Source organism: Pseudomonas sp. TE3910 (assembly GCF_056279025.1).
In genome coordinates this window covers 3,082,233-3,101,613 of sequence record NZ_JBWBQN010000001.1, presented here as the reverse complement: position 1 = coordinate 3,101,613, position 19,381 = coordinate 3,082,233, and the positions used below count along the sequence as shown (strand labels likewise).

The following is a 19,381-nucleotide window of genomic DNA, read 5'->3' as shown; positions in this document are numbered from 1 at the left end:
CACTCGGCCTCAGGCCGGATGGGGAATCTCATGACGCAAGCCAACAACGCCGTGTACACCGATCTGAGTGTCGACGAGCTGGTACAAGAAGCCCTGAACCGCGGTGAAGGTGAGCTGGCCGATACTGGCGCCCTCGTCGTGAAAACCGGTCATCGCACCGGTCGTTCGCCGGTTGACCGTTTCATCGTAGAAGAACCAACCACTCAGGACGCTATTGCCTGGGGCCCGATCAACCGCAAGTTCCCGGCCGACAAGTTCGATGCCCTGTGGAACCGCGTCGAGGCCTACGTCAACGAGCGCGAGCATTTCGTTTCCCACGTGCATGTCGGTTCCGACGAAGCCCACTACCTGGCGGTCAAGATGACCACCGAGACGGCTTGGCACAACCTGTTTGGCCGTTGCCTGTTCATCAACCCGGAAACCTACAATCCGGGCGCCAAGCAGGAATGGCAGATCATCAACGCGCCGAACTTCGTCTGCGAACCTGAGCGTGATGGCACCAACTCCGACGGCACCGTGATCATCAACTTCGCCGCCAAAAAGGTGCTGATCGCAGGCATGCGTTACGCCGGCGAGATGAAGAAAGCGATGTTCTCGGTACAGAACTTCCTGCTGCCAGCGGCCGACGTGCTGCCAATGCACTGCGCTGCCAACATGGGCGAAGAGGGCGACGTGACCCTGTTCTTCGGCCTGTCCGGCACTGGTAAAACCACCCTGTCTGCTGACGAAAGCCGTTACCTGATCGGTGACGACGAGCACGGCTGGGGCGAAGGCGTGGTGTTCAACATCGAAGGCGGTTGCTATGCCAAGTGCATCGACCTGTCCGAGAAGAACGAGCCGGTCATCTGGAAAGCGATCCAGCACGGTGCTGTTCTGGAGAACGTGGTCATCGACCCGGTCACCAAGAAAGCCGACTACGCGGACGACAGCCTGACCCAGAACAGCCGTGCGGCCTACCCGCGCGAACTGATCGAGAAGCGTGCACCGAAAAACCTCGGCGGCGAGCCAAACGCGGTCATCTTCCTGACCTGCGACCTGACCGGCGTACTGCCGCCAGTGTCGATCCTCAGCGAAGAGCAGGCGGCCTACCACTTCCTGTCGGGTTACACCGCACTGGTTGGCTCCACCGAAATGGGTTCGGGTTCCGGCATCAAGTCGACCTTCTCCACCTGCTTCGGCGCTCCGTTCTTCCCGCGTCCTGCCGGTGAATACGCTGAGCTGCTGATCAAGCGTATCCGTGGCTTTAACTCCAAGGTCTACCTGGTCAACACTGGCTGGACCGGTGGTGGCTACGGCGTTGGCAAGCGTTTCAACATCCCGACCACCCGTGCGGTGATCGCAGCGATCCAGAGCGGTGCGCTGATCGGTGCTGAAACCGAACACCTGGACATCATCAACCTGGACGTGCCGAAGGCCGTTGAAGGCGTTGAAACCGTTCTGCTCAACCCACGTAACACCTGGGCTGACAAGGCCGCGTACGATGAAGCAGCCAAAGGCCTGGCCAAGCTGTTCATCGAGAACTTCAAGAAGTTCGACGTTTCCGATGCCATCAAGAACGCCGGCCCACAACTGTAAGTTGTCGCCAGCGCACTGACGAACCCCCGCTTTTTAGCGGGGGTTTGTTTTTTAAGCCTAAAACATTCTGGCGTTGATCTCTGTGTGTGTTGGCTTGCCAACGATGCGGGCGCTGCGTACCCACTGACACCGCGCCGATACCATCGCAGGCAAGCCTGCATTCCACAGAAAAGCAGTGTACTGCGCGGCCCCCTGTGGGAGTTGGCTTGCCAACGATGCGGGCGCTGCGTACCCACTGACACCGCGCCAATACCATCGCAGGCAAGCCTGCATCCCACAGAAAAGCAGTGTACTGCGCGGACCCCTGTGGGAGTTGGCTTGCCAACGATGCGGGCGCTGCGTACCCACTGACACCGCGCCGATACCATCGCAGGCAAGCCTGCTCCCACAGAAAAGCAGTGTGCTGCGCGGCCCCCTGTGGGAGTTGGCTTGCCAACGATGCAGGCGCCGCTTACCCACTGACACTGCGCCGATACCATCGCAGGCAAGCCAGCTCCCACAGAAAAGCAGTCTACTGCGCGGCCCCCTGTGGGAGTTGGCTTGCCAACGATGCGGGCGCTGCGTACCCACTGACACCGCGCCGATACCATCGCAGGCAAGCCTGCATTCCACAGAAAAGCAGTGTACTGCGCGGACCCCTGTGGGAGTTGGCTTGCCAACGATGCGGGCGCTGCGTACCCACTGACACTGCGCCGATACCATCGCAGGCAAGCCTGCATCCCACAGAAAAGCAGTCTACTGCGCGGACCCCTGTGGGAGTTGGCTTGCCAACGATGCGGGCGCTGCGTACCCACTGACACTGCGCCGATACCATCGCAGGCAAGCCTGCATCCCACAGAAAAGCAGTCTACTGCGCGGACCCCTGTGGGAGTTGGCTTGCCAACGATGCGGGCGCTGCGTACCCACTGACACCGCGCCGATACCATCGCAGGCAAGCCTGCTCCCACAGAAAAGCAGTGTGCTGCGCGGCCCCCTGTGGGAGTTGGCTTGCCAACGATGCAGGCGCCGCGTACCCACTGACACTGCGCCCGATACCATCGCAGGCAAGCCAGCTCCCACAGAAAAGCAGTGTACTGCGCGGCCCCCTGTGGGAGTTGGCTTGCCAACGATGCGGGCACCGCGCACTCTCTGACACTTTGTCGATGCCATCATCAGGAGGGATCGTATGTCCGAGACGGTTCAGCGTGATCATTACCCTCATTTTCACCCTGTTCAGACGCGCTGGCAGGACACTGATGCACAGGGTCATATCGCGGGTGCAATGGTTTATGCGTTCTTCGACAGTGCGCTGCAGGCGTACTTGATCGAACGTGCCGAACTGGACCCACAAGACGGCGACGTGGTGGGTTTTGTCGTGAGTTCGTCCTGCGATTTCTTCGCTTCGGCAGCGTTCCCCGAGGCGTTGGCGGTTGGCGTGCGGGTTAGCCGCCTGGCCGGTAGTAGCGTCGAATACGCGGTGGCGTTGTTCAAGGCCAATGACTCGCAAGCCTGCGCGGTAGGGCGCGTGGTACAGGTGTTCGTTGAGCGTGCTACAGGTCGCCCGGCAAGCCTGCCGGAGCGCTTGCAGGCGGCCTTGCAGGCGCTCCAGTAGGCTCAGTCGTTCAGGCGAATGATGCCTTCGCGCACAGCAAACAGTACCAGGCCCGGCACGTCGTGGATCTGCAGGCGGTGCATGATCTGCGAGCGATGGGCCTCGATGGTCTTGATGCTCAGGCCCAGGCCTTCGGCAATCGAGCGGGTCGACTCACCACGGGCAATCAGCCGAAGGATTTCCAGTTGGCGGGTGGTCAGTTGTGTCGTGGTGCCTATCGTCGGGCGCTTGCGGCTGTGTTTCACCGCCTGTTCGATCACCAGCGGCAGTACGGTGGCGGACAGGTACTGACTGCCGCTTCTTAGGGCATGCAGTGCCGACTCAAGTTCCGGCACGGTTGCGCTCTTGAGCAGGAAGCCGTGGGCGCCGTGTTGCAGGCATTTCATCACGAACTCCAGCTCTGAGCGGGACGATAGGATCAGTACGCGGCTCGACGGTACGCGCAGTTGCAGTTCGCCCAGAACCTCCTCGCTGTCGAATGCGTGCTGGAGCATGTCCAGCACGATGATGTTCGGCTTCAGTTGTTCAGCCAACGTGATGGCCTTCAGGCCGTCGCCAGCCTCCCCAACGATGACATAGTCTTTTTTTTGTTCGAGCAATGCCCTCAGACCTGCTCTGAAGAGGGGCGAGTCATCGACAAGGAGTATTCGGCAAAGCATGGGTTCGAGCCTGTTTCGCAAGGGATGAGGAGCGACAGGTTTGCTCGGTCCATGTGAGCGCTGTCGCGGTGCTGCGCCATCAGTGTCGGTGTCGCGCCTGGGTGGCCTGCCGTGAGTGTGCAGTCATAAGCGTTCGAATACGGAAGGTAGTATCGGGCGAAGGGGAAGCGCCAGTTCGTGGATGCTCTCAGCGTGCCCGATAAACAGCAGGCCACCAGGGTGCAGGCGAGCCACTATGTCCTTGAGCAGGCTCGGCTTGTGCTCGCTGTCGACGTACATCAACAGGTTGCGCAGAAAGATGGCGTGGAAATGGCCCAGGTCGTCGGGCAATGGGTGGATCAGGTTGATGGTCTTGAGGGTTAGCCGTTGGCGCAAGCATGCACTCATGCGCAGGCGCCCGACCATCTGACCAATGCCACACAGGCCATGACGCTCTAGCCAGCCTTCAGGAAAATAGCGGGCCTGGGCAATATCGTAGATACCTGCTTGGGCAAGCGACAGCATGCGTGTACTGACATCGCTGGCCAGTACTTCCCAGTGATCGGTGGCGGCATGTTCGCTGGCGACCATGGCCAGGCTGTAGGCCTCTTCACCGGACGAGCAGGCGGCACTCCAGAGGCGCACCGGGCCTTGGTGTTTCGCTAACCATTGGCCGAGGTACTCGAAGTGACGGTGCTCGCGAAAGAAGTAGGTTTCCTTGGCAACCAGCAGGTCGATGGCCAGGCTGCGCTCAGCCTGATAATGAGGCTGTTCGAGTAACTGAAGGTAGTCGCGGTAGGTGTCCAGGCGGTGGTGGCGCAGGCGCTGATTCAGGCGGGCGGCGATCAGTGCGCGCTTGTCGTCGGTGATGACGACGCCGCAGCTTTGATGCACGAGTGTCTGCAACTGCTGGAACTCGGTAGGGTCGGGTAACGCCGGTTTGAAGTTTGCCAACCCTTTAGTGGCGACAAGCGTTCGGCTTTCAGCGTCATTACCTATCCGCATTCCTTGCGTCCTGCCTGATCTGAGGACGTTGGATGATAGCGCCCAGCCCTGTTTGCCCATATCAGGACTCCCCTTAAGCCGTTGGTATCGGGCAAGGTCGGGCTAGAGGGGTATGCGGTGGGTTGGGGCGTTCCGGCCGCTTGGCGGGTGTTCTGCAACGCACCCGGAGCGTGAGCTCCGGGTCGATGCCGACGGATCGCCAGGGAAGCGAACCGTTAGGTATTTGGCTTAAGCCAGTGACGTGATAGCGGTGTGCCTTTAGGCCGTTGTCGCGGCGGCTATCAGTCGTCGTGGCGCCAGTGACGGTGCTTGCGCTGGCCGTAGTGATGGCCACGGTCATGGTAGTAACGACGGTCGTCGTAGTCGCGCCCGCGGTAACCACGTCCACGGTAGTCACGGTCTTCTTCGTCGGCTTCTCTGCCCATGTAGTTACCCAGCGCGCCACCGGCACCGCCACCGGCGGCTGCACCGATCAGGCTGCCTGTGGTGCCGCCCATGCTGCGACCCACCACGTTACCGCCGGCAGCGCCCAGTGCGCCCCCGATGGCGGCTTCGCCGCGGCTGTGTTTGTTCGCGCCAACAGCACCACCGGCTGCACCACCGAGGCCCGCACCGATCGCAGAGCCGGTGCTGCCGCCAATCGACTGGCCGACGACCGAACCCAATACCCCACCCAATGCGCCGCCAATACCGGCTTCGGTGGTGCCGCCTGCCGAGGCAACGCCACTGAGCAGGCCGAGGGACAACAAGAGAATCGAGGAGTACTTCTTCATCTAAGAGAGCCTCAGAGGGATGACGAGGCGATCCTGAGGCTCTGGGATGGGGCTGGCAACGGAAATCCGACGAGTAACACGACTTGTGCACAAATCGATAAGTTACTGTTTTTTAGCTGAAACTTTCTCGAATTTCGCGTGTCTGAGCTACTTCGGGAAAGGCCCTGGCAGTGTTGTCAGGGCCTTTTTTGTGGGCGTAAACCGGTCAGATGATTCGTGCCGTCTCGCTGGCTGCGAGCAGCTTGATCGCGATGAATTTCGAGGTGGGCGTGTGGCTGTCATCGCCGACGCTTTCCAGCGGCACCAGTGGGTTCACCTCGGGGTAATAGGCTGCTGCCTGCCCGGCGGGGATGTCGAAGGCGAGCAGGGTGAAGCCTTTGACCCGACGCTCACGCTCATCGCTCCAGAGCGACACGATATCCACCTTCTGCCCCGGACGGAAGCCCAGGCGAATGATGTCGGCCTCGTTGGCGAACAACACATCGCGTTGGCCTTTCACACCGCGGTAGCGGTCGTCCAGACCATAGATCGTGGTGTTGTACTGATCGTGCGAGCGCATCGACTGCATGATCAGGTCCGGTACCTGGCCACTGGCGCGAACACATTCATGCAACAAGTCATCGGGCAGTGCGTTGGCCTTGAAATTGGCCTTGCCACTGGCGGTATTCCATTGGCGCTGGCTGGCGCTGTTGCCCAGGTAGAAACCGCCGGGGTGCGCCAGGCGCTGGTTGAAATCCTCGAACCCCGGGATGGTCTGGCTGATCAGCTCGCGGATGCGTGCGTAATCGGCCACCAGCCAGTGCCAGTCCACCGGCTGCGCGCCGAGGGTGGCCGCAGCGATGCCGGCGATGACCGCAGGCTCCGAGCGCATCTGCCGCGACAACGGCTGCAGTTGGCCATTGGAGGCATGCACCATGCTGAACGAATCTTCTACCGTGACCGCTTGGGCGCCTTCGGCCTGCAGGTCGATGTCAGTGCGTCCCAGGCATGGCAGGATCAGCGCGTCCTTGCCGTGGATCAGATGGCTGCGGTTGAGCTTGGTGCTGATCTGCACGGTCAGTGCGCAGTTGCGCAGGGCTTGGGCGGTGCGCTCGGTGTCTGGCGTGGCTTGGGCGAAGTTGCCGCCCAAGCCGATGAACACCTTGGCCTGGCCGGCGAGCATTGCGCCAATGGCTTCGACAGTGTTGTGGCCGTTGTGCCGAGGCACCTTGAAACCGAAGCGTTTTTCCAGCGCGTCGAGCAACGCCACCGGTGGGCGTTCGTTGATGCCCATGGTGCGGTCGCCCTGCACGTTGCTGTGGCCACGGACCGGGCACAGGCCAGCACCCGGTACACCAAGGTTGCCGCGCAGCAGCATCAGGTTGGCGATTTCCTGAATGGTTGCCACTGAATGTCGGTGCTGTGTGATGCCCATGGCCCAGCACATGATGACCTTGCCAGCCTTGCGGTACATCTGCGCCGCCTGTTCGATCTCGGCAAGGCTCAGGCCCGACTGTGCCTCGATCTGTTCCCAGGGCGTGGCCTCGACCGTTGCCAGGTAGTCGTCGACACCGGCGCTGTGTTGCGCGATGAAGGCGTGGTCGAACACCGCTGGTGCACCGCTGGCCTGGGCTTCGCGTTCCCACTGCAACAGGTACTTGGCCATGCCGCGCAGTACTGCCATGTCGCCGCCCAGGGCCGGACGGAAGTACGCCGTGTTGGTTGGACGGTCGCCGTTGGTGAGCATCTCCAAGGGGTGCTGCGGGTGCTGGAAGCGCTCCAGGCCGCGTTCCTTGAGCGGGTTGATGCAGACGACCTGAGCGCCCCGCTTGACCGCTTCGCGCAGCGGCTCAAGCATCCGGGGGTGGTTAGTGCCTGGGTTCTGGCCCCAGACGAAGATCGCCTCGGCATGCTCGAAATCGTCGAAGGTCACCGTGCCTTTGCCGACGCCGACACTTTGCCCCAATGCCACACCGCTGGCTTCATGGCACATGTTCGAGCAGTCTGGAAAGTTGTTGGTGCCGTAGGCACGAACGAACAGCTGGTAGAGAAATGCCGCTTCGTTGCTGGCGCGGCCGGAGGTGTAGAACTCGGCCTGATCCGGGCTTGCCAGGTTCTGCAGGTGTCGGGCGATCAGGGCGAAGGCGGCCTCCCAGCTGATGGGCTGGTAGCGGTCGGTTGTGGGGTTGTAGCTCATCGGTTCGGTGAGCCGGCCCTGGTACTCAAGCCAGTAATCGCTTTGCTGCAGCAGTGAGGTGACGCTGTGGCGGGCGAAGAATGCAGCATCGACCCGGCGTTTGGTCGCTTCCCAGTTCACTGCCTTGGCGCCGTTCTCGCAGAACTTGACCATGCCGCTTTCCGGCGAGTCACCCCAGGCGCAGCCTGGGCAGTCGAGGCCGCCATTCTGGTTGGTCTTGAGCAACGCGCGGATGTTTTTCAGCGCGTTGTCACTGCCAATCCAGGCTTGTGCCACGCTGCGCAGTGCGCCCCAGCCACCCGCGGCGCCGCGGTAAGGCTTGTAGCGTGGAACAGGTTTCTGGTCGACTTGATGGGGCAGGTTCACGTTCGGTTCTCCCGCGCAGGGCTGTAGACCCGCGGCGCACTACGTTGTGGCAGGTGAATAAGGTTGAGGTTGTGTTGGCGGGCCCATTGCAGGGCCAGGCCGGTCGGAGCAGACAGGCTGACCAGCGTCTGGATGCCGGCGCGCAGCACCTTCTGGATCAGCTCCAGGCTGCAGCGGCTGGTGACAATGGCCAGGCCACCCTTGGTGGCGATGCGTTGGCGTACAAGGGCCCCGATCAGTTTGTCGAGGGCGTTGTGCCGACCAATATCTTCGCGGCCCAACAGCAGTTCGCCGTTGGCGTCCATGAACAGTGCGGCATGCACCGCGCCACAGTGTTGGCCCAGCGGCTGGAAGGCACTGATGCGCTGGCGCAGGTCGACCAGCCAGGCGGCCGGTGGCAAGGGTGCGCCGGGCAATACCTTGAGCTCGGGCAGCGCCTGCTCCAATGCCTCGACTCCACACAGGCCGCAACCGCTGGTACCGGCCAGTTGCCGACGTTGGTTCTTGAGGTTCCAGAACGCCCGGCTGGCGATCTCAACCTCCGCGTGCAGGGCTGAGCCGCTGCCGCTGAGCGTGATGTCATAAATCTCACTGGCCTCGGCGATGCCGCTACCGATGCTGAAGCCAACGATAAAGTCTTCAAGGTCGGTGGGGCTGACCAGCATGACCGCCTGGCTGATGCCGTTATAGGCAATCGCCAGAGCCACTTCCTCGGCCAGTGCGGTGTAGGTCGGCGTGCTGTCTTCGAGGTCGTGGAACGCGTAGTCGTTGCTGGCCGCTGGCGTCACCAGCTCAGTGGTCGCCGCGCAAGTGGGGCGTTTTAGGGTCATGGCACAGGTACCGGCGGCTGATCAGTCTTAAGCCTAGGCCTGCGCTCAGGTATCGTCTAATCGCTAATACTGATGCCGTGATAGAGCGGGTCGATCAAACCTCGTCCTGCATGTGGCGGTACTCGTTGAAGCAGGCCTCGGCCAAGGCCGAACGCGGTGCGCTGCGGCGCATGATCAGGCCCAGCGGTGCCAGGGTGCTGGCTTGCTCGATGGGCTGCAGGCGCAGGCGCTCGGTCAAGGCTTCCAGGCCGGTGGCCAGCGGCATGATTGCACAACACAGGCCACCGTTCACCGCTTGTACCAGTTGATGCACGGCATCGGTCTGCAGCAGCGGTTGCGGGTTCAGGCCACGGCTGTGGAAGTTGTGGTCGATTGACTGACGAAAGTGCATGCCGGCGGTGAGCAGGCCCAAAGGCAGTTCGGTCAATGCCTGCCAACTGAGGGGCTGATCGTCGAAATTGAAGTACGCCGGGTCATACAGCAGGCCCATGCGTGTGTCGCCCAGCGCCAGGGACTCGAAACGTTCGTTATCCAGCCGTTCGAGGTACGACACGCCGAGGTCAAGCCGGTTACTCGCCAACTGCTCCAGAATTTGTTCGGAGCTGAGTGCGCTCAGTTCAAAGCACAGTTGTGGATGCTGGCTGTGCAGGCGCTGCAGCAGTGGCAGCGGGTCGAAGCTCGACAGCGGCACCACGCCCAGGCGCAGGGTGCCTACCAGATGCCCACGGCAGGCAGCCGCTTCGGCGTACAAGCCATCGTAGGCGGCCAGTACCGAACGGGCCCAGGCCAGCACCCGTTCACCCTGGGCGGTGAACCCCTCGAAGCGCTGACCACGATTGACCAGGGCCAAACCCAGTTCCTGCTCCAGGTTGCGCAGGCGCATCGACAGGGTTGGCTGGGTTACATGGCACAACGCGGCCGCTTGGCCGAAGTGGCGGGTTTCATCCAGGGCGATCAGGAATTTCAGCTGTTTGATGTCCATCGGCGCTCCACGGCACAGGGCAGGCGAGGCATTCTAACCGAGCCCTTCGAGCAACGTCCGATAGTCGTCCAGTGCCGCGAACTCCTGGGTGTCCCGTGGGCCTTTACGGCTGTCGGGCTGACGCACCGCAAGCAGGTGTGCAACACCAAAAGACTGGGCGCTGCGCAGGATCGCCAAGGTGTCGTCGATGAACAGGCTGCGCGCCGGGTCGAAGTTGATGTCGGCCTGCAGGGCACTCCAGAACTGCGGGTCTTCCTTGGGAAAACCGTAGTCATGGGAGCTGATCAAGCGCTCGAAATACGGCGCCAGTGCCACCCGTTCCAGTTTCACCGAGAGCGAATCGCGGTGGGCGTTGGTGATCAGCACCACCCGCTTGCCGGCATCGCGGATGGCCGCAAGGAACACGTCGGCATCCGGGCGCAGGGCGATCAGGTTCGCGGTTTCCAGCTTCAGTTCGCGAATCGGCAGGTTCAGCTCTGCACTCCAGAAATCCAGGCAGTACCAGTTCAGCGAGCCGGCGTTCTTTTCAAACAACGGCTGCAGTTCCAGTTCGGCCATGGCCCGGCTCACCCCATGCAGTTCGGCATAGCGCTGCGGCAGGTGTTCGAGCCAGAAGTGGTTGTCGTAATGCAGGTCGAGCAGGGTGCCGTCCATATCGAGTAGAACGGTATCGATGTCGCGCCAGTTCAGGGCAGGCATGAAAGATTCTCGGTCAGTCGGGCGCAGTGGCCGGGCAAGCCACGGTATAGTACCGCGTTCACGCCAAGGAGCCGCCACCCATGCGCCAGAAACCCACAGTCCTTGCTCGCGAGATTGTCGCCAGCAGCCGTCTATTTCGTGTCGAAGCGGTGCAACTGCGCTTTGCCAACGGTGCCGAGCGCACCTATGAGCGATTAGTCGGGCGCGGCAACGGGTATGGTGCGGTGATGATCGTGGCGATGCTCGATGCCGAACACGCGGTGTTGGTTGAGGAGTACTGCGGCGGCACCGACGAGTACGAGCTGTCGTTGCCCAAGGGCCTGATCGAACCGGGCGAAGACGTGTTGGCTGCGGCCGACCGTGAGCTCAAGGAAGAGGCCGGCTTCGGTGCCCGGCAACTGGAGCACCTGACCGAACTGTCGTTGTCGCCGGGCTACATGAGCCAGAAAATCCAGGTGGTGCTGGCCAGCGACCTCTATGAAGAGCGCCTTGAGGGCGATGAGCCGGAGCCGATGCGGGTTGATAAGGTCAACCTGCGTGATCTGGCCTCGCTGGCACAGCATCCGCAGTTTTCCGAAGGGCGAGCGCTGGCGGCGTTGTACCTGGCGCGCGACCTGCTGACCCAGCGTGGGGTATTTGTCCCATGAGCGAATTGAACCTGAACGCGATGATGGCTGAGGTCGTCGATCTGGCCCGTCTGGCAGGGGATGCCATTCTGCCGTTCTGGCGGGTCAATGTTGCGGTGACTGCCAAGGCTGATGCCTCGCCGGTGACGGCTGCGGATATGGCCGCGCATCAAGTGATTGCCAGTGGGCTACAAGCGCTGGCCCCGGAGATTCCGGTGCTGTCCGAAGAGGATTGCGATATTCCCTTGAGCAAACGTCAGACCTGGCAGCGCTGGTGGCTGGTCGACCCGCTGGACGGTACCAAGGAATTCATCGCAGGCAGCGAAGAATTCACCGTCAACATCGCACTGATTGAACAGGGGCAAGTGCTGTTCGGTGTGGTCGCCATGCCGACCAGTGGCCGCTGCTATTTCGGTGGTAAAGCGCTCGGCGCCTGGCGCTCCGAACGCGGAGGCGAGGCGCAGCCGATTCAGGTTCGTCTGGCGCCACCGGCGGGTGAAAGCTTTACCGTGGTCGCCAGTCGCCGTCATACCAGCCCACAGCAGGAACACTTGTTGGCAGGGCTCAGCGGCACGCTGGGCGAGTTGCAACTGGCCAATATCGGCAGTTCGTTGAAGTTCTGCTTGCTGGCCGAGGGCAGCGCGGATTGTTACCCGCGCCTGGCGCCGACCTCGCAGTGGGATACGGCAGCAGCCCAAGGTGTGCTGGAGGGCGCCGGTGGTGAAGTCTTGGGCCTCGATGGCCAGGTCTTCAGCTACCCGCCGCGTGAATCGTTACTCAATGCGTTTTTCCTGGCGTTGCCGGCCGCTGCGGCGTGGCGCAACGACCTGCTCAAGCTCGCCTCAGCGATGTAATACGTACTGCCCGCTGAAACGCACGGCATCCTCTTCGCTGCCGGCGTTGCGAACCTGGGTGTTCAGGTTCAGGCGGGCCCGGCCATAGCGCTGGTAAGTGGCGATGAACTTGTTCCAGACCTTCTCATCAGGCGCCTCGCATTGAGCGATGGCTGCACCGGTGACGGGCACTGGATAGTTGATCTGACCTTCCTGAATGACGATATGGCCGTCGTCGATGCCGGCCTCGCGCAAGCGCATGTGCAACCAGCCCCAACCGACCAGCACGGCGGCGCAATACAGGCTGCCGCCAAACATGGTGCTCTTGTGATTGACGTTGGCGGCCAGCGGCAACTGCAGGCGCAGGCGCTGTTGTTGCCAATCAAGTACCTGCAAGCCCATTTCCCGGGTAAGGGGGATGTCGTGGTGCAGGAGGGCTTCCAGGTACTGGTTGTCGGTGGTCACGGGCGGTTCTCCTCAAGATCATCAGTGCCGCTGCTGTGGCTGTCGGCGAAATTCAGGCCATGCTTGCGCAACTTGTCGTGCAGGGTTTTGCGCGGGATACCCAGGGCCTCGGCCAGGCTGCGCAGTGAGCTGTGCGAACGGGCCAGCTCGGCGGCGATCAGCGAGCGCTCGAAGTGCTCGACCTGCTCACTCAAATTGCCGCTGCCCAGCACCGGGTTGGCGGCCAGCGGTTCGCTGTGGCTGTCGCCGTCCAGGGCCAGCTCAAGGCCGAGGGCGAAACGTTCCGCCGCGTTCTGCAGTTCGCGCACGTTGCCTGGCCAGGCATGGCGCATGAGCAGGGCGCGCTGCGCCGGTTGCAGGGCATGGCCGGGCAGGCCGTGGCGCTGGCTGGCCGCGTCGGCAAAATGCTGGAACAACAGCAAAATGTCTTCGCCGCGTTCGCGCAGCGGTGGAATACGCAGCGGCGCGACGTTCAGGCGGTAGTACAGGTCGGCCCGGAAGCGGCCCTGATCGGCGGCCTGGCGCAGGTCTTCCTTGGTGGCTGCGATGACCCGGATATCCAGCGGAATCTGCTGGTTGCCGCCCAGGCGCTCGACCACTCGTTCTTGCAGCAGGCGCAGCAACTTGACCTGAACATCCAGGCTCATGCTCTCGATTTCGTCGAGGAACAGTGTGCCGCCGTTGGCGAACTCGAATTTGCCAATGCGGCGTTTCTGCGCCCCGGTGAAGGCGCCGGGTTCATGGCCGAACAGCTCGCTTTCGACCACCGACTCTGCCAGCGCGCCGGCATTGATCGCCACGAACGGGCCGTCGCGGCGGCTCGACAGGTCGTGCAGGGCACGGGCGACGACTTCCTTGCCGGCGCCGGTTTCGCCGAGGATCAACACGTCGGCGCGGGTCGGGGCCAGTGCGCCAATCTGCTCACGCAGGCGCAGCATCGGTGCCGATTGCCCGACCAGCCGGGCGCTCAATGCCTGGCGATCGCTGAGGGCCAGGCGCAGGCTGCGGTTGTCCAGTATCAGGCGGCGCAGGGCCAAGGCCCGGCGCACGCTGTCGAGCAGGGCATCGCTGGCGAAGGGTTTTTCCAGAAAATCGTAGGCGCCGGCACGCATGGCCTGGACGGCCAGCGGTACGTCGCCGTGGCCGGTAATCAGCAGCACGGGTAACTCCGGGTCCTGCCCATGCAACTGTTCGAGCAGTTGCAGGCCGTCGATGCCTGGCATGCGAATATCGCTTACGACTACCCCCGGCCAATCGGCTTCGATACGTTGGGCCAAGCCTTGGGCATCGCTCAGGGACATGACCTTGAGGCCGGCGAGGTCGAGGGTCTGGCTCAGCGCCTGACGCAAGTGCGGGTCGTCATCGACCAGAATCACCTGTGTGCGGCTATCGATGAGCGGCTCGGTCGTCATGCCGATGGATCCTCCGAGGTTTGCAGGTTGGCGCCGGGTTTGGCTACGCGCAGTTTCAGGGTCAGCAGTGCGCCACCCTCAGGGTGGTTGGCCAGCAGCAGTTCGCCACCCAGCGCACGCATCAAGGTATCGCAGATCGCCAGCCCCAGGCCAAGGCCCTGGGTACGGGTCTTGGTGGTGAAGAACGGTTCACGGGCACGGGCCATGGCTTCGCTGCTGAACCCTGGGCCGTTGTCGCGAATGTACAGGTAGACGTTGTCGTCCTTGCGTTCGGCACTTAGCCACAGCTTGCGCGGGTTAGCCTTCTCGGTCAGCGCGTCGAGGGCGTTGGCCAGCAGGTTGCCGAGCACCTGGCGCAAGCGGGTTTCACCGGCCTGTACCCACAGGGTGGCCTCTGGCAGGTCACGCACCAGTTCCACGGCCATTGCCCGGCGCCGTTTGGCCAGCAGGGCCAGGGCATCGTCCAGGGCCGGTTGCAGGGCCACGCTCTCGGGGGCGTGCCGGTCGCGCCGGGCAAAGGCGCGCAGGTGGGCGATGATCGAGGCCATGCGCCCGGTCAGTTCAGCGATCAGCTTGAGGTTGCTGCGGGCCTCTTCGGTGCGCTGATGGTCGAGCAGGATCTCAGCGTTCTCGGCATAACTGCGGATGGCCGCCAGCGGTTGATTGAGCTCATGGCTGATGCTCGCCGACATCGTGCCGAGCACTGACAGCTTGCCGGCCTGAACCAGTTCATCCTGCGCACGGACCAGTTCCTGTTGCGCCTGCTCGCGCTCCAGCACTTCGTTTTTCAGCCGGCTGTTCAGGCCTTCAAGGTCGGCGGTTCGCTCAATGACCCGTTGTTCCAGTTCCTGGCGGGCGCGGGCCTCGAAGGCGATTCGGTCCATGTAGTGCCGTCGCCGCTGCATGATCAGCCCAAGCAGCAACATCAACACCAGCAGCGTGGCGCCGCCGATGGCCAGCACCGTGCGTACCGAACGGTCGATCAGGGTTCGTGGGGCAAGGATGCTCACCTGCCAGCCGGTTTCCTCGATGGTTCGGGTCTGGATCAGCCAGGCTTTGGGGTCGAGGTTCAGCGGTTGGGGCGTCAGCGTCGGGTAGGGCTGGATCGCGGCAATGGCGGCGCGCTCGGTATCGGTCAGTGGCCGGGTGGCACGGAAGCGCCAGTCCGGACGGGAGGTCAGAATAACCACGCCGTTCTGGTCGGTCAGCAGCAGTTGTTCCGGGGTTTTGCCCCAGAGCGTTTCGGTGTGGTCCAGGTCGACCTTGACCACCAGTGCGCCGATCACGCGCTCGCCATCGCGCACGGCACCTGCAAAGAAGTAACCGCGTTTGGCCGAGGTGGTGCCTTGGCCGAAAAAGCGCCCCAGGCGTCCGGTAAGGGCATCGCTGAAATACGGGCGGAAGGCAAAGTTACGGCCAACGAAGGTGTCGCGCTTGTCCCAGTTGGACGCTGCCAGGGTGTTGCCGTTGGTGTCCATCAGGTACATCACTTCGGCACCGGTCTGGGTGCTGATGTCCTTGAGCAGACGGTTGGCGTTGGTCAGGGTTTCCAGGCGCATCGGGTCCTTGAGCACCGCACGCAGGGCTGGCAGGTCACCGAGGATTTGCGGCAGGGTTTCATAACGGTGCAGGGTACCCAGCAGGTTTGCCACGTACAGGTCGAGGGTCTGGCGATTTTGCCCGGCCAGCTCGTCCTGATAGTAACGCTCGGCCAGGTGTTGCAGCGGCAAGAGCAGTGGGGCGAGGAACAAGGCCACTATGGCCAGGCTGCGCCAGCGTGGACGACGGGGAACGGTCGGGGTCATGGTCATTGCAAATGCGCCGATGGAGTCTGGCGCATTATGCGCTACTTCAGGCAGTCGATCAGTGCTTGCTGCCAGTCTGGCTGGCTGACCTGCCATTGCTGCTGCAGGCGACTGCAGTCCAGGCGCGAGTTGAGTGGGCGCTGGGCCGGTGTCGGGTACTCGCAGGTGGGGATGGGCACTAGCCGGGCACAGTGCTTGCCTTGGGCCTGGAGGTGCGCGGCGATGGCCTGGGCAAAACCGAACCAGGATGTCTCGCCTTGCGCGGTCAGGTGATAGGTGCCCCAGGCACCCGCCTGGCCAGCCTGCCAATGCTCGATCAGGGCGCGGGTGCTGCGGGCGATGGTAGCCGCCCAGGTCGGTGCGCCGATCTGATCGGCAACCACGCGCAGCTCGGGTTTTTCCTGCAGCAACCGCTGCATGGTCAGCAGGAAATTGCGCCCATGCTGCGAGTACACCCAACTGGTGCGCAGGATCAGGTGCTGGCCAGCGACGTCACGGATTGCCTGCTCGCCAGCCAGCTTGCTGCGGCCGTAGACGCTCAGCGGGTTGGGCGTGTCGTCTTCGTTGTAGGGCGTGGCCTTGCGGCCATCGAAGACGTAGTCGGTGGAGTAGTGAATCAACGGGATGCCCAGCCGCGCGGCCTCTTCAGCGAGTACCCCGGGGGCGTGGGCGTTGACCGCAAAGGCCAGGGCCTGCTCGACTTCCGCCTGATCGACTGCGGTGTGGGCGGCGGCGTTGATGATCAGGTCCGGTGCCAAGGTGCGCACCTGCTGACGGATCTGCTCCGGATACGCCAGGTCGAGCGCATCGCGACCCAGCACGTGCAGGGTGCCGAGCGGGGCCAGCTGCAGTTGCAGTTCGCGCGCCACCTGACCGTGTTGGCCGATGATCAGCATGTTCAATGGGGCAGTGGTCATGGAAACAGTTCTGCCTCTTTCAGCGATTTACCGGCCTGGTCCTTGGCCGACAACAGTGGTTCCTGTTGCAGTTGCCAGTCGATGGCCAGGTCCGGGTCGTCCCAGCGGATGCAGCGTTCGGCGGCCGGGTTGTAATAATCGGTGGTCTTGTAGAGGAACTCCGCACTGTCGCTCAACACCACGAAACCGTGGGCGAAGCCTTCCGGTATCCACATCTGACGTTTGTTTTCGGCAGACAAATGCACCGCGACCCAACGGCCAAAGGCTGGCGAACTGCGGCGGATATCCACGCACACATCGAGCACCTCGCCCTGTACGACCCGCACCAGTTTGCCCTGGGGGTTTTCCAGTTGGTAATGCAGGCCGCGCAGTACGCCGCGCTGTGAACGGGAATGGTTGTCCTGAACGAAGGTTGTCGTGACCCCTGTCTGCGCTTCGAAGGCCCGGGCATTGAAGCTTTCGTAGAAAAAACCGCGGGCATCGCCGAACACCTTCGGCTCCAGGATCAGTACCTCGGGCAGGTCAGTGGTGATTACTTCCATCGGTTCTCTCGGGTCAGGCTGTAGAGGTACTGGCCGTAGCCGGTCTTGCCAAAAGCGTTGGCACGTTCAAGCAGGTGCGCCTCGTCGATCCAGCCCTGTTGGAAGGCGATCTCTTCCAGGCAGGCCACTTTCAGACCCTGGCGGTGCTCAATGGTCTGCACGTATTGCGAGGCTTCCAGCAGGCTGTCGTGGGTACCGGTATCGAGCCAGGCAAAGCCACGCCCGAAGCGCTCTACGCGCAAGTCACCCCGTTTCAGGTAAGCGTTGTTGACGTCGGTGATCTCCAGCTCGCCACGGGCCGAGGGGGTAATGCCCTTGGCGATCTCGATCACGTCGTTATCGTAGAAGTACAGGCCAGTCACGGCATAGCTGGACTTGGGCTGCGTCGGCTTTTCCTCGATCGACAGGGCCTGGCCTTGTTCGTTGTACTCGATCACGCCGAAGCGCTCCGGGTCTTTGACCCAGTAACCAAACACCGTTGCACCGCTGCTGTGGCTGGCGGCGCGTTGCAGTTGTTCGGTAAACCGCTGGCCGTGGAAAATGTTGTCGCCGAGGATCAGGCACACCGAGTCGTTGCCAATGAACGCTTCGCCAATCAGGAAGGCCTGGGCCAGGCCGTCCGGTGAGGGCTGTTCGGCATAGCTGAACTGGACGCCGAACTGGCTGCCGTCCCCGAGCAGTTGACGGTACTGCGGCAGGTCCTGCGGGGTGGAAATGATCAGGATTTCGCGGATACCGGCCAGCATCAGTACCGAGATCGGGTAGTAGATCATCGGCTTGTCGTAGACCGGTAGCAGCTGTTTGGAAAGCCCCAGGGTAATGGGGTGCAGGCGAGTGCCGGAGCCGCCTGCCAGAACGATACCTTTGGTCATGCAATCAGGTCCTTGAAATCGCTGTTGCCCAGGCGCTGGCCTTGATAGCTGCCATCCTGAACATGTTGGCACCACTCACTGTTATCCAGGTACCACTGCACGGTCTTGCGCAGTCCGCTCTGGAAGGTTTCGGCCGGGGTCCAGCCCAGCTCACGCTGGATTTTGCTGGCGTCGATGGCGTAGCGCTGATCGTGCCCGGGACGGTCCTGGACGAAGCTGATCAGGTCGGCGTAGTGGTTTACCCCGGCCGGATGATCGGGTGCCAGTTCTTCAAGCAGGGCGCAGATGCTGCGCACCACATCGATATTCTTCTGTTCATTGTGCCCGCCGATGTTGTACGTCTCACCGACCTGACCGGCGCACAGCACCTGCAGCAGGGCGCGGGCATGGTCCTCGACGAACAGCCAGTCACGCACTTGCAGGCCGTTGCCGTAGACCGGCAGCGGTCTGCCCGCCAAGGCGTTGAGGATCGTCAGCGGAATGAGCTTTTCCGGGAACTGGAACGGCCCATAGTTGTTCGAGCAGTTGCTGAGCAGTACCGGCAAACCGTAGGTTCGGTGCCAGGCACGTACCAGATGGTCCGAGGCCGCCTTGCTGGCCGAGTAGGGCGAGCTGGGGGCGTACGGCGTGGTTTCCGTGAACAGGTCGTCCACCCCATGCAGATCGCCGTACACCTCGTCGGTGGACACATGATGGAAGCGAAAGGCTTCACGCTCGGCGGCGGGCAGCTTTGCCCAGTAAGCACGGGCGGCTTCCAGCAGGCTGTAGGTGCCGACAATGTTGGTTTCGATGAACGCGGCGGGGCCGTCGATGGAGCGGTCCACATGCGATTCGGCGGCCAGGTGCATGATCGCGTGCGGAGCAAAACGTTCCAGTACGGCGTCGACCGTGGCGCGGTCAGCGATGTCGGCCTGCACGAACTCATAGCGGGTATTGGTCGCGATGCTGCTCAGCGATTCCAGATTGCCGGCATAGGTGAGCTTGTCGAGGTTGAGCACGTCATGTGCGGTGGTCTCGATCAGGTGGCGAATCAGCGCCGAACCGATGAATCCGGCACCGCCGGTAACAAGAATACGCATGTCGAGTGGCCTTTCCTGACTAAACGGGTATTGATCGGGTGCTGCCTAGCCTGTGTAAAGGCGCGGGTGGGTGCAAGCAGCGTACGGCGACTGTCGGCGTCGGAGAAAACGATACCCGGTACGGCCTTTTTTTCCACCTCCCTTGCTTATCGGCAGAAGCGGTGGCGATATAAGCAGCAAAAAAAACGAGGCTTG

At 62.4% G+C, this 19,381-nt stretch carries 18 protein-coding genes; 4 read left to right on the top strand and 14 right to left on the bottom strand.

From position 1 onward, the window contains the following. Nucleotides 1–30: 30 nt before the first annotated feature. Nucleotides 31–1,575 (top strand): phosphoenolpyruvate carboxykinase, encoded by a 1,545-nt coding sequence (locus tag ACZ9H3_RS14195; RefSeq protein WP_065760105.1) that lies wholly within the window; start codon nt 31–33, stop codon nt 1,573–1,575. A gap of 1,165 nt (nt 1,576–2,740) precedes the next feature. Next, entirely contained in the window at nt 2,741–3,166 is a 426-nt protein-coding gene (locus ACZ9H3_RS14190) for an acyl-CoA thioesterase (protein WP_476221195.1), read from the top strand. A 2-nt stretch (nt 3,167–3,168) separates the two neighbouring features. Here ACZ9H3_RS14190 and ACZ9H3_RS14185 read toward each other — a convergent pair whose 3' ends face one another. From ACZ9H3_RS14185 to yrfG, 7 genes are all read right to left on the bottom strand, one after another. Beyond that, a complete protein-coding gene (locus tag ACZ9H3_RS14185) occupies nt 3,169–3,825 on the bottom strand; it encodes a response regulator transcription factor (RefSeq protein ID WP_330522396.1) in 657 nt (218 codons plus the stop codon). Between the two features lie 123 nt (nt 3,826–3,948). Beyond that, complete coding sequence (locus tag ACZ9H3_RS14180) at nt 3,949–4,809, bottom strand: CheR family methyltransferase (RefSeq protein ID WP_083199865.1); 861 nt, start codon at nt 4,807–4,809, stop codon at nt 3,949–3,951. A gap of 281 nt (nt 4,810–5,090) precedes the next feature. Then, complete coding sequence (locus ACZ9H3_RS14175) at nt 5,091–5,582, bottom strand: glycine zipper domain-containing protein (RefSeq protein WP_330522395.1); 492 nt, start codon at nt 5,580–5,582, stop codon at nt 5,091–5,093. Between the two features lie 205 nt (nt 5,583–5,787). Next, nucleotides 5,788–8,118, bottom strand: a complete 2,331-nt coding sequence (locus tag ACZ9H3_RS14170) for an FdhF/YdeP family oxidoreductase (RefSeq protein WP_476222765.1) — start codon at nt 8,116–8,118, stop codon at nt 5,788–5,790. Nucleotides 8,119–8,120: 2 nt separating this feature from the next. Then, nucleotides 8,121–8,954 (bottom strand): formate dehydrogenase accessory sulfurtransferase FdhD, encoded by an 834-nt coding sequence (gene fdhD, locus ACZ9H3_RS14165; RefSeq protein ID WP_102053656.1) that lies wholly within the window; start codon nt 8,952–8,954, stop codon nt 8,121–8,123. A gap of 94 nt (nt 8,955–9,048) precedes the next feature. Further along, nucleotides 9,049–9,936 carry a LysR family transcriptional regulator gene (locus ACZ9H3_RS14160; protein WP_102053657.1) on the bottom strand — a complete coding sequence of 296 codons (888 nt, stop codon included), beginning with the start codon at nt 9,934–9,936 and terminating at the stop codon, nt 9,049–9,051. Nucleotides 9,937–9,969: 33 nt separating this feature from the next. Continuing rightward, nucleotides 9,970–10,635, bottom strand: a complete 666-nt coding sequence (gene yrfG / locus ACZ9H3_RS14155) for a GMP/IMP nucleotidase (RefSeq protein ID WP_065761084.1) — start codon at nt 10,633–10,635, stop codon at nt 9,970–9,972. A gap of 80 nt (nt 10,636–10,715) precedes the next feature. Here yrfG and nudE point away from each other — a divergent pair, with 80 nt between their 5' ends. Then, nucleotides 10,716–11,282, top strand: a complete 567-nt coding sequence (gene nudE / locus ACZ9H3_RS14150; protein WP_065761083.1) for an ADP compounds hydrolase NudE — start codon at nt 10,716–10,718, stop codon at nt 11,280–11,282. Continuing rightward, nucleotides 11,279–12,115 (top strand): 3'(2'),5'-bisphosphate nucleotidase CysQ, encoded by an 837-nt coding sequence (cysQ, locus tag ACZ9H3_RS14145; RefSeq protein WP_102053659.1) that lies wholly within the window; start codon nt 11,279–11,281, stop codon nt 12,113–12,115. Before nudE ends, cysQ begins: the two co-directional genes overlap by 4 nt. Here cysQ and ACZ9H3_RS14140 read toward each other — a convergent pair. The 7 genes from ACZ9H3_RS14140 to rfbB are packed head-to-tail and all read right to left on the bottom strand — an operon-like array spanning nt 12,104 to nt 19,186. Continuing rightward, nucleotides 12,104–12,559: a YiiD C-terminal domain-containing protein gene (locus ACZ9H3_RS14140; RefSeq protein ID WP_065761081.1), complete on the bottom strand. Its 456-nt coding sequence runs from the start codon at nt 12,557–12,559 to the stop codon at nt 12,104–12,106. The two genes, cysQ and ACZ9H3_RS14140, sit on opposite strands and share 12 nt — an antisense overlap. Beyond that, complete coding sequence (locus tag ACZ9H3_RS14135) at nt 12,556–13,971, bottom strand: sigma-54-dependent transcriptional regulator (RefSeq protein WP_102053660.1); 1,416 nt, start codon at nt 13,969–13,971, stop codon at nt 12,556–12,558. Before ACZ9H3_RS14135 ends, ACZ9H3_RS14140 begins: the two co-directional genes overlap by 4 nt. Continuing rightward, nucleotides 13,968–15,782, bottom strand: a complete 1,815-nt coding sequence (locus ACZ9H3_RS14130; protein WP_102053661.1) for a sensor histidine kinase — start codon at nt 15,780–15,782, stop codon at nt 13,968–13,970. The genes ACZ9H3_RS14135 and ACZ9H3_RS14130 overlap by 4 nt, the downstream gene beginning before the upstream one ends. A gap of 35 nt (nt 15,783–15,817) precedes the next feature. Beyond that, the gene (gene rfbD / locus ACZ9H3_RS14125; protein WP_476221186.1) at nt 15,818–16,693 is read right to left on the bottom strand and encodes a dTDP-4-dehydrorhamnose reductase; all 876 of its coding nucleotides are present in this window, start codon (nt 16,691–16,693) and stop codon (nt 15,818–15,820) included. After that, nucleotides 16,690–17,235: a dTDP-4-dehydrorhamnose 3,5-epimerase gene (rfbC, locus tag ACZ9H3_RS14120; protein ID WP_099776202.1), complete on the bottom strand. Its 546-nt coding sequence runs from the start codon at nt 17,233–17,235 to the stop codon at nt 16,690–16,692. Before rfbC ends, rfbD begins: the two co-directional genes overlap by 4 nt. After that, nucleotides 17,226–18,107, bottom strand: coding sequence for a glucose-1-phosphate thymidylyltransferase RfbA (rfbA, locus tag ACZ9H3_RS14115; protein WP_099776200.1), 882 nt, complete (start codon nt 18,105–18,107; stop codon nt 17,226–17,228). The genes rfbC and rfbA overlap by 10 nt, the downstream gene beginning before the upstream one ends. After that, nucleotides 18,104–19,186, bottom strand: coding sequence for a dTDP-glucose 4,6-dehydratase (rfbB, locus tag ACZ9H3_RS14110; protein WP_476221183.1), 1,083 nt, complete (start codon nt 19,184–19,186; stop codon nt 18,104–18,106). Before rfbB ends, rfbA begins: the two co-directional genes overlap by 4 nt. Between the last annotated feature and the right edge of the window lie 195 nt (nt 19,187–19,381).

Bases quoted from the DNA above. Each gene is read 5' to 3' on its own strand.
- ACZ9H3_RS14195 (WP_065760105.1), top strand. From the start codon at position 31: ATGACGCAAGCCAACAACGCCGTGTACACCGATCTGAGTGTCGACGAG.
- ACZ9H3_RS14190 (WP_476221195.1), top strand. From the start codon at position 2,741: ATGTCCGAGACGGTTCAGCGTGATCATTACCCTCATTTTCACCCTGTT.
- ACZ9H3_RS14185 (WP_330522396.1), bottom strand. From the start codon at position 3,825: ATGCTTTGCCGAATACTCCTTGTCGATGACTCGCCCCTCTTCAGAGCA.
- ACZ9H3_RS14180 (WP_083199865.1), bottom strand. From the start codon at position 4,809: ATGCGGATAGGTAATGACGCTGAAAGCCGAACGCTTGTCGCCACTAAA.
- ACZ9H3_RS14175 (WP_330522395.1), bottom strand. From the start codon at position 5,582: ATGAAGAAGTACTCCTCGATTCTCTTGTTGTCCCTCGGCCTGCTCAGT.
- fdhD (WP_102053656.1), bottom strand. From the start codon at position 8,954: ATGACCCTAAAACGCCCCACTTGCGCGGCGACCACTGAGCTGGTGACG.
- ACZ9H3_RS14160 (WP_102053657.1), bottom strand. From the start codon at position 9,936: ATGGACATCAAACAGCTGAAATTCCTGATCGCCCTGGATGAAACCCGC.
- yrfG (WP_065761084.1), bottom strand. From the start codon at position 10,635: ATGCCTGCCCTGAACTGGCGCGACATCGATACCGTTCTACTCGATATG.
- nudE (WP_065761083.1), top strand. From the start codon at position 10,716: ATGCGCCAGAAACCCACAGTCCTTGCTCGCGAGATTGTCGCCAGCAGC.
- cysQ (WP_102053659.1), top strand. From the start codon at position 11,279: ATGAGCGAATTGAACCTGAACGCGATGATGGCTGAGGTCGTCGATCTG.
- ACZ9H3_RS14135 (WP_102053660.1), bottom strand. From the start codon at position 13,971: ATGACGACCGAGCCGCTCATCGATAGCCGCACACAGGTGATTCTGGTC.
- ACZ9H3_RS14130 (WP_102053661.1), bottom strand. From the start codon at position 15,782: ATGACCATGACCCCGACCGTTCCCCGTCGTCCACGCTGGCGCAGCCTG.
- rfbD (WP_476221186.1), bottom strand. From the start codon at position 16,693: ATGACCACTGCCCCATTGAACATGCTGATCATCGGCCAACACGGTCAG.
- rfbC (WP_099776202.1), bottom strand. From the start codon at position 17,235: ATGGAAGTAATCACCACTGACCTGCCCGAGGTACTGATCCTGGAGCCG.
- rfbA (WP_099776200.1), bottom strand. From the start codon at position 18,107: ATGACCAAAGGTATCGTTCTGGCAGGCGGCTCCGGCACTCGCCTGCAC.
- rfbB (WP_476221183.1), bottom strand. From the start codon at position 19,186: ATGCGTATTCTTGTTACCGGCGGTGCCGGATTCATCGGTTCGGCGCTG.